Consider the following 15346-nt stretch of genomic DNA (forward strand, 5'->3'; position numbering starts at 1 on the left):
GGGGCGGCCGGTGAATAGGCGGTTTGTATTCGGCGCTTTACGCGATTGAGTAATACATAAAAAGTAGGGGTATTGGATATTGGAAAGAGACGGTATTTTTCATTGTCGGTATATCGCTAGAGAAGCGGCGGCGCATTGGCATTTATCGTGATGTAGGGTGAGTCATCCGGTACTTTTGACGCCGCGTTAAATCCCATCGGGTGGCGTAACGCTTTTTGCCTGGGAAAGAAAAGCAGAACCTGGCGTAAAGGGGGATTTTGGTGATCCGCCGCACGCTTATTTCATGAAACCACCTTGTAACCAATCAAAAACAAAAAATTAACAACGATCGTTTTTTGTCCGCCTTTTTCCGTCAGCTTTGCTTTACGGGCACTGTAGTGCGCGCCACGTCGGGCCGGCGCTAAAATGTGCCGTCACGGGCATTAATATAACGTGGTGGCCATCACATTCCGTAGGAAGTGATACGTAAACTTTTCTCTACGTGCGCGCAGATGACGTATACCTACCAGAGGGGATGATGTCCAAGCGGTACTGGTCTGTGGGGGGAACTGCGATGAAAAGCTATCGACATATTCTGGTACTGATTCATGATGAGCGTGACGGGCTGCCGTTGCTGCGTCAAACGGTGGCGATGGTGCGCGGGCTGCCGATCGCCCTCACCGTCGGCCACCTTAACGCCGACTACGCCGAGCTGGAGTACGGCAGCGATGCGCTGGTCAAAGATCGCCAGGCGCAGGAGGTGATCGCCGCCAAGGCGATGCTGAGCCGGCTGGTGAGCGCCGTCGAGGCGCCGGTTGCGGTCAAGGAAATCGTCACCATCCGGCGCTTTAAGGACGTGAGCGATTTCATTCATCAGGCTGGCATCGATCTGGTGGTGGTCGGGCACCAAAACCGCCTGTTCGGCCTCTATTCCTCATATTCTCTGGAATTTGTGAACCGCCTCGATGTCGATGTATTGGTCAAGCACCTGGCCCGCGAGTAGCGAACGACAAAGCGGACTTTTCCCACGGTTTTGCCCTCCTAAAGGCGATAGCATAGGGGAAACCGGTGCAACCTGTTAAAAATTATTGGGAATATTCCGGTGCTAAACTTAACCAAAGCACAACGGGCGTTGGATAAATTAGATACAGCTTGATCTTGCCTGGGCTATCGGTAAGAATCTGCGGCCGTATTTTTACAGGAGCTTTACGATGTTTCTCAAACGGACTCTTTTGGCATGTTCTCTGGCGTTGATATTTCCTGCACTGCCTTCTTACGCTGAGGTTGGTACAGAAAGTGGCAATACCGCACAGGCTGAAAAACCGGGTCTATGGCAGCGTTTTACCGATAACGTGGCGGAGACCTGGAACAACTCGCCTAACCACGATCTCTATATCCCGGCCATCACCTGGCACAACCGTTGGACTTACGATGATGAACATATCGATAAGTACAACGAGCGCCCGTGGGGCGCCGGTTACGGCATCTCCCGCTACGACAGCGACGGTGACTGGCACGGCATCTACATCATGGCGTTCAAGGACTCCTTCAACAAATGGGAGCCGATCGGTGGTTACGCCTACGAGAAGATCTGGCGCCCGCTGGATGACAAGGATTTCCGCCTGGGGCTGGGCTTCACCGCCAGCGTCACCGCGCGCGACAACTGGAAATACATCCCTATTCCGGCGCCGCTGCCGCTGGCCTCTATCGGCTATCAGCGGCTGACGTTCCAGGCGACCTACATTCCCGGTACCTATAACAACGGCAACGTGTTCTTCGCCTGGCTGCGCTGGCAGTTCTAAACTTCCTGAATTCCGAAAAACGGCGCGGTGGCGAGATAAAAGGAACTTGTCGCCGTCGGCGGCGTCGGAAGGGTATCCCGGCGCGCTGCGCCGATCGCATGCCGTTATTACAGGAGTTTCACCACTATGATCACCAAACATCGTTTACTGTTGGCCTTGGCGCTGTCCGCGACCCTGGCCAGCGGCGCCACCCAGGCCGCCGGGCTGATGGATTCTCTCAGCAGCGCGGCGGGCGAACTGAGCAAGTCGGGCGGCGACAGCAGCGGCGGCATGTCGCTCTCCTCGCTGACCGGCCTGCTGAACGGCGGCGACAAGGCGCTGAGCTCCAGCAGCATGACCAATGCCGCCGGTATCCTGCAGTACTGCGTGAAAAACAACGTGCTGTCGGCTAACGGCGCCGAAGGGGTGAAAGATCAGCTGCTCAGCAAGCTGGGCATCACCAGCACCGAAAACGCCAAGAGCCAGGATTATCAGCAGGGTCTGGGCGGCTTGCTGCAGACCGGCGAAGGCAAGAGCCTGGATCTGAACAGCCTGGGCACCTCGCAGATCACCGAGAAGGTGAAGCAAAAAGCCTGCGATCTGGTGCTGAAGCAGGGCAAATCCTTTATTTCATGATGAGCGAACGGCGGAGTGCTCCGCCGTTCGTTTTTGCATAAGCTGGAAAAATGAAAAAAACGTTGATGCTTTCCCTGCTGGCAGGGATGACGATGTTGCAGGGGTGTTCCGTGAAATCCAACGAGGCGCCGCCACCGCCGCAGGTGAAACCGATCGGCATGGCGAACCCGGCCGACGTGTATTGCACCAAAATCGGCGGCAAGCTGAACGCCAAAGAGAATGCGGCAGGCCAGTATTCCACCTGTACCTTGCCGAATGGGCAGGAAATAGAAAGTTGGGAGCTGTTCCGCCGCGATCACCCGGTGAAAAAGTAATCCTCGCGGCGCCGGCTCTTTCTGCCCGGCGCCCGATCAGAATTGGCGATCGCCTATCGACTGCAGCTGCAGACTGCCGTTCTTCTGTAGCGTCAGCGGCATGCGCCAATCGCTCTGTTTATCCAGGTTGAACGGCCGGGAGCGGAACATGCAGCCGGTCTTGATGTTCTTGATTTTCATGACGTGTTCCGCGTCCGCATTGATTTTTACCTCGAAGCTGCCGGCGGGGGGAATAAAGACTTCCGCCAGCTGCTGCGGCGCCGCCGGCGTTTCCAGCTTGACCAGCACCGCGAAATTGTTGCCCTGATTATCCAGCGTCAGCCGATGCAGACCGGTCGCGGGCAGCCTCGTCGGCTGATGCAGATAACCGGCTGAGGCGGGCCACGGCTGTCCGGCATTGTCGTGCAGCGGCCCACCGCACTGTTCGCGCGCCTCGCGCAGCGGCATTTCGCGCTTTATTGCGCGGTTGTAATCGGTGGGGGCGGCGAGGCTGAGGCTGAACTCGTCACCATATTGGTGGGCGCGCAGATAGCGCTTGGCGCCGAGCACCGCGAGGGCGACCAGCATGAAGAACAAAAATATCCTCAGGCGATTTTTGAAAATCAGCCCGAACAGCTTCCCGGGGAGTTGAAACAGCCACCTTGCGATCGTCAATAACATCGTTTTCCCTTTACGCCCAAGCCGTTACGTCTGCGGTAACTTCGCTTGCCACAGTATAGCCAAAGCGTTGCCATCGGGCGGCATACGCCATGAAATTCCCGTTTTTTTACCCCAAACCTTCCTCTAGCAACAACAGCAGCAGGAAGCCGGCAAAGAACATCGCGGTGGCGAACGGTGTCTCTTTCCCGCCCTCATGCGCTTCGACCAGCAACTCCTCGGTCACCAGGTAGAGCAGGGCGATCAGGCCAAAGGCCAAAAAGGCGGTCAGCCAAAATGTGCCCAGCATGGCCACCGGCGCCCCCAGCAGGCCACCGATGGGCAGCAGCAGCGCCAGGCCGACTATCGCCGCCATGGCACGCAGCCGCCTGCCGAGAAAGTCTTTCAAATCGCCGACGATCGATAATCCGAGGAACAGCACTTCCAGCGTTAACGCCAGCGTCAACAGCAGGCCGGCTTTGGCGCCGGCCGCGAAGGCAATGCCCAGCACCAGCCCATCGATAAAGATATCGACGCCGACCGCGGCGATAAAACCGACCGGCCCCTGCGCTTTTTCACCCAGCCGCCGAACCAGCAGCATTAACAGCACCCCCGCAGCGCCGCCCAGCAACACCGCCACAGGCGACTGCTGCTTGAGATCGGGCAGGATTTCGGTGGCGGCGGCGGCGAAAACGATGCCGGCGGTAAAGTGATGGATGACGCGCATTGCGGCGTCACCGGGGCGGCGATAGAGCGCCACCGCTGCGCCGACGACGGTGGCTGCGGCGGGAAACAGCGTATAAAGCACGGCGGAGGTCATCGCGTCATAATCCCTTAATGGTGATGTCGCTTTGAGTCTAGACGAGTGCCACCGCTTAGGCGTGGCGAAAAAAGTGATTGTTCGATTATGTACGTTTGTGTACATTCATGATCACTTTAGCATCGCCGGATTGACATGATGTCCAAACTGTTACCGAATGAGCGCCATCAGGCCATTCTCGACACGCTTCGCCAACAGGGGCGGGTGCTGGCCCTGGAGATGGCGCAGCGGCTGAATACCACCGAAGCGACCATCCGCCGCGATCTGCGCCAGTTGGCGGCGCAGAACCTGTGCAAACGCATCTATGGCGGTGCGCTGGCGCCGACCCCGGCCGAAGGCCCCATGACGGCGCGCATTGCCCTCAGCGGCGATGAGAAGCTGGCGTTGGCGCAGACCGCGCTGGGGGTGATCGGCGAAGAACAGCTGATCTTCCTCGATGCCGGCAGCTCCCACCTGTATCTGGCAGAGCTGTTGCCACGCGATCGGCGTTTGACGGTGGTAACTAATGCGTTGAGCATCGCCGGCAAAATGCTGGAACGGCCGGGGATCCGCACCATCCTGATCGGCGGCGAACTGGATGCGCAGGTCGGCGGCTGCGTGGACGCCAAGGCGGCGGAAGAGATAGACGGGTTCCATTTCGATCTGGTGTTCACCGGCATCTGCGCATACGACCCGGCCGGTGGCTTTTCCGCATTGAGCTATCAGGACGCCACGTTCAAAAAGCGCTTGCTGACGCGCGCCGGCAGCGTGGCGGTGCTGTGCACCCGCGACAAACTCAATACCTATGCCCCTTACCCCTTCCTGCCCGCCGGGCGGGTAGATCATCTGGTGACGGCGCGCGGCGCGCACCCGCAGCTTGAGTTGCAGGTGGCGCAAGGCGGCGGCCAGATCTGGCACAGCGATTTATCGATCGGAGAATGATGATGAAAATAGCCCATGTTGCCCTGTGGACCCATGACATCGACGCGCAGCTGGCGTTCTGGCAGCGCTATTTCAACGGTGAAGCGGGGGAGGAGTATGTCAGCCGCAACCGGCCGGGGTTCGTTTCCCGCTTCGTCAGCTTGGCGGCCGGGCCGTCGCTGGAGATCATGTGCGTGCCGACGTTGCTGCCGGCGCAGGCGCAGGAGGAGCGGGTCGGTTGGGCGCACATCGCGCTGTCGCTGGGGGATGAGCGGCAGGTCGATCGGTTGGCGCAGCGCGCACAGCAGGAGGGCATTTTGCTGTCTGCGCCGCGCTGGACCGGCGACGGCTTCTACGAGGCCGTCATTCGCGATCCGGATGGCAACGCGATCGAAATCACCGCCTGATCACTCTTCTTCAATGCTGGCGAACTGCTCCCCCAGATAGTCGAGCAGCAGCCGCACTGCCGGCAGCAGGCCGCGGCGCGATGGGTAGACTGCGTGCACCACGCCGCCCTGTGGCTGCCAGCCCGGCAACAGTTGCACCAGCTCGCCGCGCAGCATGTCGTCGCGCATCATCATCGCCGGTAGCTGAACGATGCCGGCGCCGGCGATGGCGGCGGTACGCAGCATCAGCATGTCGTCGGTGACCAGCCGCGGCGTGTGTTCCCACTCCACCCGTTCACCCTGCGGGCCGGTCAGCCGCCATTGGTGCTGAGCACGCGCCGGGCCGAGATCGAGCGTCGGGTATTTACGCAGGTCTTCCGGCGTTTGCGCCGGCCCGAGGGTGCGCACCAGCGCCGGGCTGGCGGCGACGCACCAGGTGCGCTGCGCGAGGATCTTCAGCACCAGATCGCTGTCCTCCAGCGGCGGCGGCCGTACGCGGATCGCCAGATCCAACCCTTCCCCCACCACGTCCACCCGGCGGTTGGTGGCCTCCAGATGCACCGTCACCTTGGGGTAATCGGCCATAAAAGCTGCCACCATGCTGCCGACGCGGGTGTGCAAGATCGCCACCGGGCAGGACATGCGCACTGTGCCGCAGGGTTCGGCGCGGGTCTGCTCGATCGCTTGCTGCGCCGCTTCCGCTTCCACCAGCATCGCCTTGCAGTGCGCGTAATAGGTTTGGCCGAGCTCGGTCACCGAGAAGCGCCGCGTCGAGCGCTGGATAAGGCGCACGCCCAACCGCTCTTCCAGCAGCGCCACGCGGCGGCTGAGCTTGGATTTGGGAATGCCCAGCGCCCGGCCGGCGGGGGCGAATCCCTGGTGATCGACCACGCTGGCGAAGAAAAACAGGTCGTTCAGATCGGTCAGCATCGCATCCCTTATCGTTCTATCAGTAGAACGCTGAGTGTACATCTTGCCTACTACTGCAGCAAACCCCGGCGGATTAAACTTCTGACATCAACTTAAGGCCGTGAGGTCTGAAACGGGAGTTCAAGATGAAAAAAATCCTCGGTATTCACAACAGCCCGGAAGCACATTGGGTCGGTAACGGTTTCCTGGTGAATTCGCTGTTCTCTTATAACGATTTGGGGGCGGAAATGAGCCCGTTCTTGCTGCTGGATCACGCAGCGCCAACCAAATTCCGCTCCGCCTCCGGCACTCGTGGCGTGGGTCAGCACCCGCATCGCGGGTTTGAAACGGTGACCATCGTCTATCAGGGCGAAGTGGAACACCGCGACTCGACCGGCAGCGGTGGGGTGATTGGCCCCGGCGACGTCCAGTGGATGACCGCCGCCTCTGGCATTCTGCACGAAGAGTTCCATTCTCGGGACTTCTCGCGCAAGGGCGGCACCATGGAAATGGTGCAGCTGTGGGTTAACCTGCCGGCCAAGGACAAAATGGCCGAGCCGGGTTACCAGACGCTGCTGAACGCCGATATTCCTGTGGTTCCGCTGGCGGACGGCGCCGGGCAGGTGCGGGTGATTGCCGGTGACTTTGGCGGCCACGCCGGCCCGGCACGCACTTTCAGCCCGCTCAACGTGTGGGACATGAAGCTGAATGCCGGCCATACCACCACGCTGACGGTGAAAGAAGGCCATACGCTGGCGCTGGTGATGTTGCACGGTGCGATCCTGGTCAACGGCGAAGACGTGGTGCGCGAAACCCAAATGGTGCGTTTCGACCGGGCGGGGGATTCGATCACCATCGAAGCCAACAACGACGTCGCACTGCTGGTGCTGAGCGGCGAACCGATCGATGAGCCTATCGTCGGCTACGGCCCGTTCGTCATGAACAGCGACGCGGAAATCCAGCAGGCGTTCCGCGATTTCAACAGCGGCAAGTTCGGCAGCATGAACGCCGAAGCGAGCGCCGGTTGAACTTTGGCGCCTGGGGCGGGCCGTGTTCCCCGGCTCAGGCGCTACACTTAAACCTCAACGCCCCGCCGCAAGGCGGGGCGTTTCATCCGCAACATCAACCCCACAGGAGTAAAACCATGACTGCAAACTACAAGCGCCTCGACAAAGACCAGGCCGCCGTATTGCTGGTGGATCATCAGGCAGGGCTGCTTTCGCTGGTGCGTGATATCGATCCCGATCGGTTTAAAAACAACGTTCTGGCGCTGGGTGATTTAGCGAAATACTTCAACCTGCCGACCATTCTTACCACCAGTTTCGAAAACGGTCCCAACGGCCCGCTGGTGCCGGAACTGAAAGCCCAATTCCCCGATGCTCCCTTCATTCCTCGCCCTGGCCAGATCAACGCCTGGGACAACGACGACTTCGTCAAGGCGGTAAAAGCCACCGGCCGCAAGCAACTGATCATCGCCGGCGTAGTAACCGAAGTGTGCGTGGCATTCCCGGCGCTGTCGGCGCTCAATGAAGGTTTCGAGGTCTTTGTGGTGACCGACGCCTCCGGCACCTTCAATGAGTTGACGCGTCAGTCGGCCTGGAGCCGCATGGAGGCCGCCGGCGCGCAGTTGATGACCTGGTTCGGCGTCGCCTGCGAGCTGCACCGCGACTGGCGCAATGACATCGAAGGGCTGGGCGCGCTGTTCTCCAACCATATCCCGGACTACCGCAATCTGATGACCAGCTACAACACGCTGACGAACGGCAAGTAACGCGACGGCCCTTTACCCAACCTTTCGCCTTTCATCACGTTAGACGCGGGATGTAAGCAAAGCGCAGCGGGGCGAAAAGGTAGCGAAAAGCGGCTTTCTCATGGGCCGGGGGCGGGGTAGCGTAATCCCGAACCCGGCAAATGAGGCTAATTCAATGAAACAAGCAATCAAGATCCTGGCGCTGCCCTGCATGGGCATGGCGCTGTTATTCAGCGCGAGCGCGATGTCTGCCCCCGAGGCGCCTGCGGCCAAAGCGTTGCCGCCTGTGGCGGGTGAACCGATGCGCATGCCGCCTTTCCCGGGCGGGCACCCGCCCAAGCCGGGGTTCTGCCACGGCGGCGAGCTGTTCTGCGCCACCGCGGCCAGCGACAATCCGGTGGAAACCATCAACAAACTGACGGCGGTGATCCCGGCGGGCAGCGCCAAACATTACGAGGTACGCGTCGCGGTAGTGGCGGTGCCTGACGCACCGCCCGCGCCTTAACACGCCCTGTCATCCCGCTCTGGCCTGGGCGCGCTAGGCGCGTTAGGCTAAGGCGAGCGTTTTTCGGGAGGCGGGATGACCCCTTTATCACATCTGCCTTATCTCCAGCCCGGCGATCGCGCGCTGTTGTTCGACGGCGAATGTAATCTGTGTCACGGGCTGGTGAGGTATCTTATTCGCGCCGATCGGCAGCGGCGCATTCTGTTGGCGACGGTGCAATCCGCCGAAGGGCAGGCGATCCTGCAGGCGCTGGGATTGCCTACCGATCGTTTCGATTCCGTGGTCTATGTTGAGCAGGGGCGCTGTTGGCTACGTTCGGCGGCGTTGTTTCAGGCGCTGCGTCAAGTGGGATGGCCGTACCGCGTACTGGCGCTGGCGCGTTACCTGCCGCCGCGACTGGCGGACAAGGTCTATGATGCGGTCGCCGGCAATCGCTACCGGCTGTTTGGCCGCAACGACGGCACCGGCCTGCCGGGCACCGATCAGCCCGGGCGTTATCTGCCCCGGCGGCAGGAACCGCCGGCCTGAGCTTTACGCTTCTTTACCATCCAACCGCTTGAAATATCAACACTCCAGCTCCATATAATGGAACGTTCAGCCAACAAGGAGCGCGTATGGGAATCAGTGAAGAAGAGCACATCCGCCGTTTGACCCAGGAGAAGAACGACATGGGCAATACGGCGAAATGGGTGGCGATCGTTTCCGCCGTGTACTTTGCCTTGATGGTGTTTTACGGCCACCCGACCGGCGTGTTGGCGATGTCGGGCGCGGTGTTCATCGTGTCTACCACCACCTGGTTGAAAAAGCGTCAGAAGGTCAAATCTTACCGCATGGCGTTGGCCAAAATCAGCGACGATCAACCCTGATAGTCGCCGCGCTTTAGCGTATACACCAGGCTCGGCGCTGCGCCGGGCACGTCATCCAGCGTATCCACCCGCCGTAAACCGACCTTTTCCAATACTCGCCACGAGGCCTGATTCTCCGCACGTACAATGGCGGAAATCTCCTCCAGCGCCAATCCGACAAAACCGTATTGCAGCGAAGCCCGCGCCATCTCGGTGGCCAATCCCATGCCCCAGACGCGAGTATCGAAGCGATAGCCGAGGTTCACGGTGCGCTGCGCCCCGAGCGGTTTCCGGGACAATCCGCCAAAGCCGATAATCCAATCCGGCCGTTCGCGCAGAGCGATCGCCCAGGAACCGTAACCGTGTTGTTGCCACCCGGCAATCCTCTCGTGCAGCGCCGATGCGGCCTGCGCTTCGCTGGTGAGTGGGCCGGCGGGATTGAAACGCTGCGTTTGCGGATCGCCAAAGATGGCGTAGAAACGTGCGAGGTCCGCCATTACCGGTGGGCGCATCTGCAGGCGTTCGCTGAAGAAAGGGGTGGAAGGATTAAAGCTTGTCATCGTTTCTCTCCGCTGGATAAATGAACAGTGTTCACTGTAGACCAGATTGGCGAAACGGGAAATCCCCCTCTGCGGGTGAGAGGGGGAGAGGGCATTACAGGAAGGAGTCGTCGTCGTCGCTGTAATCGTCGTCGGCGTAGTCCGTGTCGTCCTGATAGTTGGCGTTCTGGAAGCCGTTGTCCTGGTTCAGGAAGCTGCCACCGTCGCCGTTGTTGAAGGTATCAAGGTTGTTGGAGGCGTCGAAATTGCGCATCGCGCTGTCGTCCAGCGGCGCCGGGGTTTCTTCGATAATATTCACGATTTCCTGCGGCTGCGAATGGCGGAACATGCCGGTCAGCATGTCGGCCAATACCACGCCGCCGGCGACGCCCGCCGCCGTTTGCAAGGCGCCGCCCAGGAAGCCGCCGGCACGTGAAGGCGCCGCCTGTTGCGGTTGGGCATAGGCCGGTTGCTGAGGCTGTTGCTGCGCGTTGTTCCAGGCCGCCGTATTTTGCTGCTGCGCCTGATACTGTTCGCGCGGGCTTGGCGTGCGGCTGCCGCCGCCAAACAGACCGGCCAGGAAACCGCCGCTGCTTTGCTGGCCGTGGGCAGTTTGCTGCAGCTGCGCGACCTGGGCTTCCAGATCTTTGACCCGCTGGTCCATCTGCTTGAGCGCTGCTTCCTGAATGATCATCGCCTGCGCCATGTAATAAGGGGCGGAAGGCTGCTCGCGAATATGCTGGTTGATTTGCTGCTCTGCCTGGAGATCCCGTGGGCCCGTCTTGGTCTCGGCTTCTTTCAGGCGGCCAAACAGACCATCGATAAGGCGTTGTTCTTCGGATTGCATAGGCGTACCTCGGGAGATAAATAACGTTGCTGGATGATGACTATCATCGGTAACAATCACCCTAGCGCGTTTACATGAACCAATAAATAAATGGCGGGTAAACCTGCCTATGAATTTGTTACCAATTGCGGCAGCGGGATCAGCATCACCAGCTTCAGACCGGCGTGCTCCGCCGGATGGAAGGTGAGTTGGCGATAGCGCAGTGCGCCTTGCTGAGGATGTTCGAACGCTCTTTCGCCGCCTTCGCGCGCCATCACGTCATGTTGCTTCCACCAGTGATTAAAGTCCGCGCTGTTGTGCGTCATGTTGCGCACGAAGGCGCGCATCTCTTCGGTATTTTGATGATGGCTGGTCTCGGCGCGAAACTCGGCCACCACGCGGCGAGCGCGTTCCTCCCAATCGCTGACCAGCGTTTTCGCCAACGGGTGGAAGAACATGAAGTGCAGCAGGTTGGGGCTGTTGGCCACATCCAGCCAGCCGCGGAACAGCGCCGCCGCCTGCGGGTTCCAGGCGACGACGTTCCAGGTCACGTCCAGCAGATAGCAGGGCACCGTCATCTGATGCACGCTTTGCAGCACCGCGTCGTTGGCGGTTTCGCGGTGCGCTTCCTGCTCGGGATCGGCGATGCGCGCCAGGGTAAACAGGTAGTGGCGTTCGGCCGGGCCGAGCCGCAGCGCTTTGGCGATGCGTGCCAGCGTATAGGGGGAAATAGACACCTCGCGGCCCTGTTCGATCCAGGTATACCAGGTGGCGCTGATGCCGCTGATTTGCGCCAGTTCTTCGCGGCGCAGGCCGCTGGTGCGGCGGCGCGAAGAGCTAGGCAGGCCGATCATTTCCGGCGTGATGCGTTCGCGGTGCGCGCGCAGAAATGCGCCGAGGGCTTTTGGCCCGGATAAGGCTTCTGATGACATAGCGTGGTACCTATTTATACCAGGATAACTGCTCATATTGTACCCGTATAGTAGCCTGATTATAGTAGCCGAAAAGCCTTCAGGCACAGGCGCAAGCCGGATAATAACAGGAGCAAACATGAGCAACAGCAACAGCCATAAAAACGCGGTAGACCGGCAGTTCGGCGAGCAGGCCAACGCCTACTTAACCAGCGCGGTACATGCGCAGGGCAAGGATTTGCAACGCCTCGCGCAGTTACTGGCGCCGCATGCCGACGCGCGTCTGCTCGATTTGGGCTGCGGCGCCGGGCATGCCAGCTTCACCGCGGCGGCCAGGGTGGCGCAGGTGGTGGCCTACGATCTGTCGGCGCAAATGCTGGCGGTGGTGAAGCAGGCGGCGGCGGAAAAAGGCCTGGGTAACATTCAGCTGCAGCAAGGCGTGGCGGAGTCTTTGCCGTTTGAGGACGCCAGCTTCGATCTGGTCATCAGCCGCTATTCGGCGCACCACTGGCACGATGTCGGCCAGGCGCTGCGTGAGGTCAGGCGGGTGCTCAAACCGGGCGGCAGCGCGATCTTTATGGACGTGGTCTCGCCGGGGCATCCGCTGCTGGATATCTACCTGCAAACCGTGGAAGTGCTGCGTGATACCTCGCATGTGCGCAACTATGCGCCAGGCGAGTGGCTGGCGTTATTGACCGAAGCCGGGCTGGTGGTGCGTGAGGTGACGTCGGATCGATTGATGCTGGAGTTCGACAGCTGGGTGGCGCGCATGCGCACCCCGGCGCATTTCGTCACCGCGATCCGCGCGCTGCAGCAAAGCGTGTCGCAAGAGGTGGCGGAGCATTTCGCGATTCAGCTGGATGGCTCCTTTACCAGCGATATCATGATGTTTGAAGTGACGAAGGGCTGAAAGCAACGGGGCAGCCGATGAAGGCTGCCCCGTGAAACGCGATCGACTGCGATACGCTTATTTTTTGTCTTCCAGCAGGCAGCGGTAGATCAGGCCGCCGATAATGCCGCCGACCAGCGGCACCAGCCAGAACACCCACAGCTGCTGCAGCGCCCAGGTGCCCTGGAAGATCGCTACGCCGGTGCTGCGCGCCGGGTTGACGGAGGTGTTGGTCACCGGGATGCTGATCAGGTGGATCAGCGTCAGCGTCAGGCCGATCGCCAGCGGGGCAAAGCCTGCCGGCGCGCGCTTGTCGGTTACGCCATGAATAACGATCAGGAAGAAGGCCGTCAGCACCAGCTCAATCACGATGGCTGATTGCAGAGAATAACCGCCCGGTGAGTGTTCGCCGTAACCGTTGGAGGCGAAACCGCCCGCGGTGGCGTCGAAACCGGCGTTGCCGCTGGCGATCAGATACAGCACCGCCGCTGCGGCGATACCGCCGATCACCTGTGCGATCACGTAAGGGATCACGTCTTTCGCCGCGAAACGGCCGCCGGCGAATAAGCCGACGGTGATCGCCGGGTTAAAGTGCCCGCCGGAAATATGGCCGACGGCATAGGCCATCGTCACCACGGTCAGACCGAAAGCGAGCGCGACGCCGAGGAAACCAATACCCAGTTGTGGGAATGCCGCTGCTAATACTGCGCTACCACAACCACCAAACACCAACCAAAATGTGCCAAAAAATTCAGCAAAAAGTCGCTTTGACATAGATTCCATCCTGCGGAATTGACTAACGGGCGTTAGCACTAAAAACTATAGAACAGCTTTTTCAGTTCATGCAGATATTCTATAGAATTTTCTTAATGCACCTTGAATAACGGCGGTATTAAATCCCTGGTATTTTATTTTGTCTATGAGAAAAACACCGTTTTTCGCCGTGTTGACGCGCGTTTGCCGATTTTTTTATCTTTGTTATCAGAATTTACCCTAAGCAAAATGACGGGTTATTTCCGGGCGGTTTTTTCCAGCGGTTTTCTCCATTCAATACGCTCAGGTTAATTGCTAATTTCTATTTGCCAGCCAACCTTATTGCCTGATGTGCATTTGACGAATTGCCTATTGTCATCTAAGTGTCATGCTAAATTAATATCGTCTTCTGCCTGACAACGCTTCATTTAACCTCGGGTAACAAATATGAAAATAAAATCGCTCTCCCTGCTGTTGGCTTCACTGTTTCCTGTATTGGCCCACGCTGCCGACATTGAGGTGGCGCGTTATGTGGTCGGCTTCCCCGGTGGGGAACGCGTCGCCTATCAGGGGGCGTTCGCCAAGCATTTCCCGCAGGGGTTGCCGGTGGGGATCGGCTCCGGGTTGATGTTCAACAAGAAGCAGGGCGACGATTTGGTGCTGACGACGCTGACCGATCGCGGCCCGAATGCCGATGCCCCGGCGGTAGGCAAGCAAGAGGCCAAGATTTTCGCCAATCCGCAATTCACGCCTCTGTTGATGGACATTCGTATCGGCGGCGGCAAGGCCGTGGCCGAGAATGCGCGGCCCTTGCATGACGAAAAAGGGCCGATTAGCGGGCTGCCGCTGCCGAGTGAGCTGATTGGTTCCACGAACGAAGTGGCGTTGAACGACGCGCTGCAACCGCTGTCCGGCGATCGCCGCGGGTTGGATACCGAAGGCATCATCGGTGACGGTAACGGCGGTTATTGGCTGTGCGATGAGTACGGCCCGTTTCTGATCCATGTCGACGGCAAAGGTAAAATCCTCGCCAAATATGGCCCAACGCCGCAGGCCGGCGAGCAGGCGGTGGCGAGCGGGTTACCGAACATCCTGAAGTGGCGCCAGCCTAACCGCGGTTTTGAGGGGCTGACCCGGATGCCGGATGGGCGCATTCTGGCGGCGGTGCAGAGCACGCTGGATGTCGACGGCAAAAGCAAAAACAAGGCGCAGTTTACCCGGCTGGTGAGCTTCGATCCGCGCAGTGGCAAAACCGCGATGTACGGCTATCCCATCGATATCGACAGCTATAAAAAAGCCAAAGACGCCAAAATTGGCGATGTCGTGGCGTTGGACAACCAGCGCATCCTGTTGATTGAACAGGGAACCGGTAAAGAAAAGACGATGATCAACAAGATCTATCTGGTGGATCTCGCGCAGGCCAGCGATCTGAGCGCGTTTGACGGCCAGGGTAAAGCGCTGGAGTTCGATGATGCGAAAGATCTGGCTAAACGCGGCGTGAAGCTGGCGCAGAAACGGGAAGTGGCAGATCTGCGTCAGTTGGGTTGGCGCCAGGAGAAAGCGGAAGGGTTGGCGCTGATCGACGATCGCACGCTGGCGGTGATCAATGACAACGATTTCGGCTTGCAGGCCAAGCTGGTGGATGCGTCGCCAAAGAGCAAGAAAATCGGTGACTATCAGCTGGAGAAAGGAGGGCGGTTGAGCCTCGAAGGCGACAAAACCGACGCCCGCATCGAATTGCGCCCTCTGGAGCAGCCGGAATCGCTGAGTGAGCTTTGGGTGCTCACCTTGCCGCAACCCTTGAAGTGACCGAGATAGGGGGGCGATAGCGCCCCCTTCAGACCGTTGACAAAGGAGGAAAAAACGTGGTTTTTCCTCCTTTGTGGCCATCAGCCGAAAATCAATAAATTGATTTTCCTTGTTTTTTATCCGCTGCTCTTTGCAAACCCGGCAATGGCATGAGGTTT

General features: G+C 59.5%; 20 protein-coding genes. 13 read left to right on the forward strand and 7 right to left on the reverse strand.

The window, feature by feature from the left end; all coding sequences use genetic code 11:
- Positions 1–553 precede the first annotated feature (553 nt).
- The 4 genes from WA302_RS00665 to WA302_RS00680 all read left to right on the forward strand — a co-directional run bounded on the left by WA302_RS00665 (position 554) and on the right by WA302_RS00680 (position 2710).
- Positions 554–982 carry a universal stress protein gene (locus WA302_RS00665; protein ID WP_025301697.1) on the forward strand — a complete coding sequence of 143 codons (429 nt, stop codon included), beginning with the start codon at positions 554–556 and terminating at the stop codon, positions 980–982.
- Positions 983–1190: 208 nt separating this feature from the next.
- Positions 1191–1781 carry a lipid IV(A) palmitoyltransferase PagP gene (gene pagP / locus WA302_RS00670; protein WP_025301698.1) on the forward strand — a complete coding sequence of 197 codons (591 nt, stop codon included), beginning with the start codon at positions 1191–1193 and terminating at the stop codon, positions 1779–1781.
- 126 nt (positions 1782–1907) lie between these two features.
- Positions 1908–2396 carry a DUF2501 domain-containing protein gene (locus WA302_RS00675; protein WP_015376789.1) on the forward strand — a complete coding sequence of 163 codons (489 nt, stop codon included), beginning with the start codon at positions 1908–1910 and terminating at the stop codon, positions 2394–2396.
- Between the two features lie 50 nt (positions 2397–2446).
- Positions 2447–2710, forward strand: a complete 264-nt coding sequence (locus WA302_RS00680) for a putative hemolysin (RefSeq protein ID WP_197823860.1) — start codon at positions 2447–2449, stop codon at positions 2708–2710.
- A 36-nt stretch (positions 2711–2746) separates the two neighbouring features.
- Here WA302_RS00680 and WA302_RS00685 read toward each other — a convergent pair whose 3' ends face one another.
- The gene (locus WA302_RS00685) at positions 2747–3370 is read right to left on the reverse strand and encodes a hypothetical protein (protein WP_197827873.1); all 624 of its coding nucleotides are present in this window, start codon (positions 3368–3370) and stop codon (positions 2747–2749) included.
- Positions 3371–3476: 106 nt separating this feature from the next.
- Positions 3477–4166, reverse strand: coding sequence for a transporter (locus WA302_RS00690; RefSeq protein ID WP_049206228.1), 690 nt, complete (start codon positions 4164–4166; stop codon positions 3477–3479).
- Positions 4167–4304: 138 nt separating this feature from the next.
- On the opposite strand from WA302_RS00690, the gene WA302_RS00695 reads away from it, so the two are divergent.
- Positions 4305–5087, forward strand: coding sequence for a DeoR/GlpR family DNA-binding transcription regulator (locus tag WA302_RS00695; RefSeq protein ID WP_043135576.1), 783 nt, complete (start codon positions 4305–4307; stop codon positions 5085–5087).
- 2 nt (positions 5088–5089) lie between these two features.
- Positions 5090–5473 carry a VOC family protein gene (locus WA302_RS00700; RefSeq protein ID WP_025301702.1) on the forward strand — a complete coding sequence of 128 codons (384 nt, stop codon included), beginning with the start codon at positions 5090–5092 and terminating at the stop codon, positions 5471–5473.
- Here the strand turns inward: WA302_RS00700 and WA302_RS00705 are convergent, their stop codons facing one another.
- Positions 5474–6382, reverse strand: coding sequence for a LysR family transcriptional regulator (locus WA302_RS00705; protein ID WP_043135578.1), 909 nt, complete (start codon positions 6380–6382; stop codon positions 5474–5476).
- Positions 6383–6507: 125 nt separating this feature from the next.
- Between WA302_RS00705 and WA302_RS00710 the strand changes: the two genes are divergently transcribed.
- The 5 genes from WA302_RS00710 to WA302_RS00730 all read left to right on the forward strand — a co-directional run bounded on the left by WA302_RS00710 (position 6508) and on the right by WA302_RS00730 (position 9482).
- A complete protein-coding gene (locus tag WA302_RS00710; RefSeq protein ID WP_016928920.1) occupies positions 6508–7389 on the forward strand; it encodes a pirin family protein in 882 nt (293 codons plus the stop codon).
- Between the two features lie 116 nt (positions 7390–7505).
- Positions 7506–8132 carry an isochorismate family cysteine hydrolase YcaC gene (gene ycaC / locus WA302_RS00715; RefSeq protein ID WP_025301704.1) on the forward strand — a complete coding sequence of 209 codons (627 nt, stop codon included), beginning with the start codon at positions 7506–7508 and terminating at the stop codon, positions 8130–8132.
- A 154-nt stretch (positions 8133–8286) separates the two neighbouring features.
- The gene (locus WA302_RS00720; RefSeq protein WP_197819366.1) at positions 8287–8616 is read left to right on the forward strand and encodes a hypothetical protein; all 330 of its coding nucleotides are present in this window, start codon (positions 8287–8289) and stop codon (positions 8614–8616) included.
- 75 nt (positions 8617–8691) lie between these two features.
- On the forward strand, positions 8692–9144 hold the full coding sequence (locus tag WA302_RS00725) for a thiol-disulfide oxidoreductase DCC family protein (protein WP_025301706.1): 453 nt from the start codon (positions 8692–8694) through the stop codon (positions 9142–9144).
- Between the two features lie 86 nt (positions 9145–9230).
- Positions 9231–9482, forward strand: coding sequence for a hypothetical protein (locus WA302_RS00730; RefSeq protein ID WP_025301707.1), 252 nt, complete (start codon positions 9231–9233; stop codon positions 9480–9482).
- Here the strand turns inward: WA302_RS00730 and WA302_RS00735 are convergent.
- The 3 genes from WA302_RS00735 to WA302_RS00745 all read right to left on the reverse strand — a co-directional run bounded on the left by WA302_RS00735 (position 9473) and on the right by WA302_RS00745 (position 11758).
- The gene (locus WA302_RS00735) at positions 9473–10021 is read right to left on the reverse strand and encodes a GNAT family N-acetyltransferase (protein WP_043135584.1); all 549 of its coding nucleotides are present in this window, start codon (positions 10019–10021) and stop codon (positions 9473–9475) included. The two genes, WA302_RS00730 and WA302_RS00735, sit on opposite strands and share 10 nt — an antisense overlap.
- Positions 10022–10115: 94 nt before the next feature.
- Positions 10116–10847 (reverse strand): DUF2076 domain-containing protein, encoded by a 732-nt coding sequence (locus tag WA302_RS00740; protein ID WP_025301709.1) that lies wholly within the window; start codon positions 10845–10847, stop codon positions 10116–10118.
- A gap of 107 nt (positions 10848–10954) precedes the next feature.
- Positions 10955–11758 carry a helix-turn-helix transcriptional regulator gene (locus WA302_RS00745; RefSeq protein ID WP_025301710.1) on the reverse strand — a complete coding sequence of 268 codons (804 nt, stop codon included), beginning with the start codon at positions 11756–11758 and terminating at the stop codon, positions 10955–10957.
- A 118-nt stretch (positions 11759–11876) separates the two neighbouring features.
- Between WA302_RS00745 and WA302_RS00750 the strand changes: the two genes are divergently transcribed.
- Positions 11877–12647 (forward strand): class I SAM-dependent methyltransferase, encoded by a 771-nt coding sequence (locus WA302_RS00750; RefSeq protein ID WP_025301711.1) that lies wholly within the window; start codon positions 11877–11879, stop codon positions 12645–12647.
- 57 nt (positions 12648–12704) lie between these two features.
- Here the strand turns inward: WA302_RS00750 and aqpZ are convergent, their stop codons facing one another.
- Complete coding sequence (gene aqpZ, locus WA302_RS00755; protein ID WP_197827871.1) at positions 12705–13400, reverse strand: aquaporin Z; 696 nt, start codon at positions 13398–13400, stop codon at positions 12705–12707.
- Between the two features lie 426 nt (positions 13401–13826).
- Here aqpZ and WA302_RS00760 point away from each other — a divergent pair, with 426 nt between their 5' ends.
- On the forward strand, positions 13827–15188 hold the full coding sequence (locus WA302_RS00760) for an esterase-like activity of phytase family protein (protein ID WP_043135586.1): 1362 nt from the start codon (positions 13827–13829) through the stop codon (positions 15186–15188).
- Positions 15189–15346 lie beyond the last annotated feature (158 nt).

Origin of the sequence: Serratia sp. 201 (assembly GCF_037027545.1) — a bacterium.
Taxonomy (GTDB): domain Bacteria; phylum Pseudomonadota; class Gammaproteobacteria; order Enterobacterales; family Enterobacteriaceae; genus Serratia; species Serratia bockelmannii.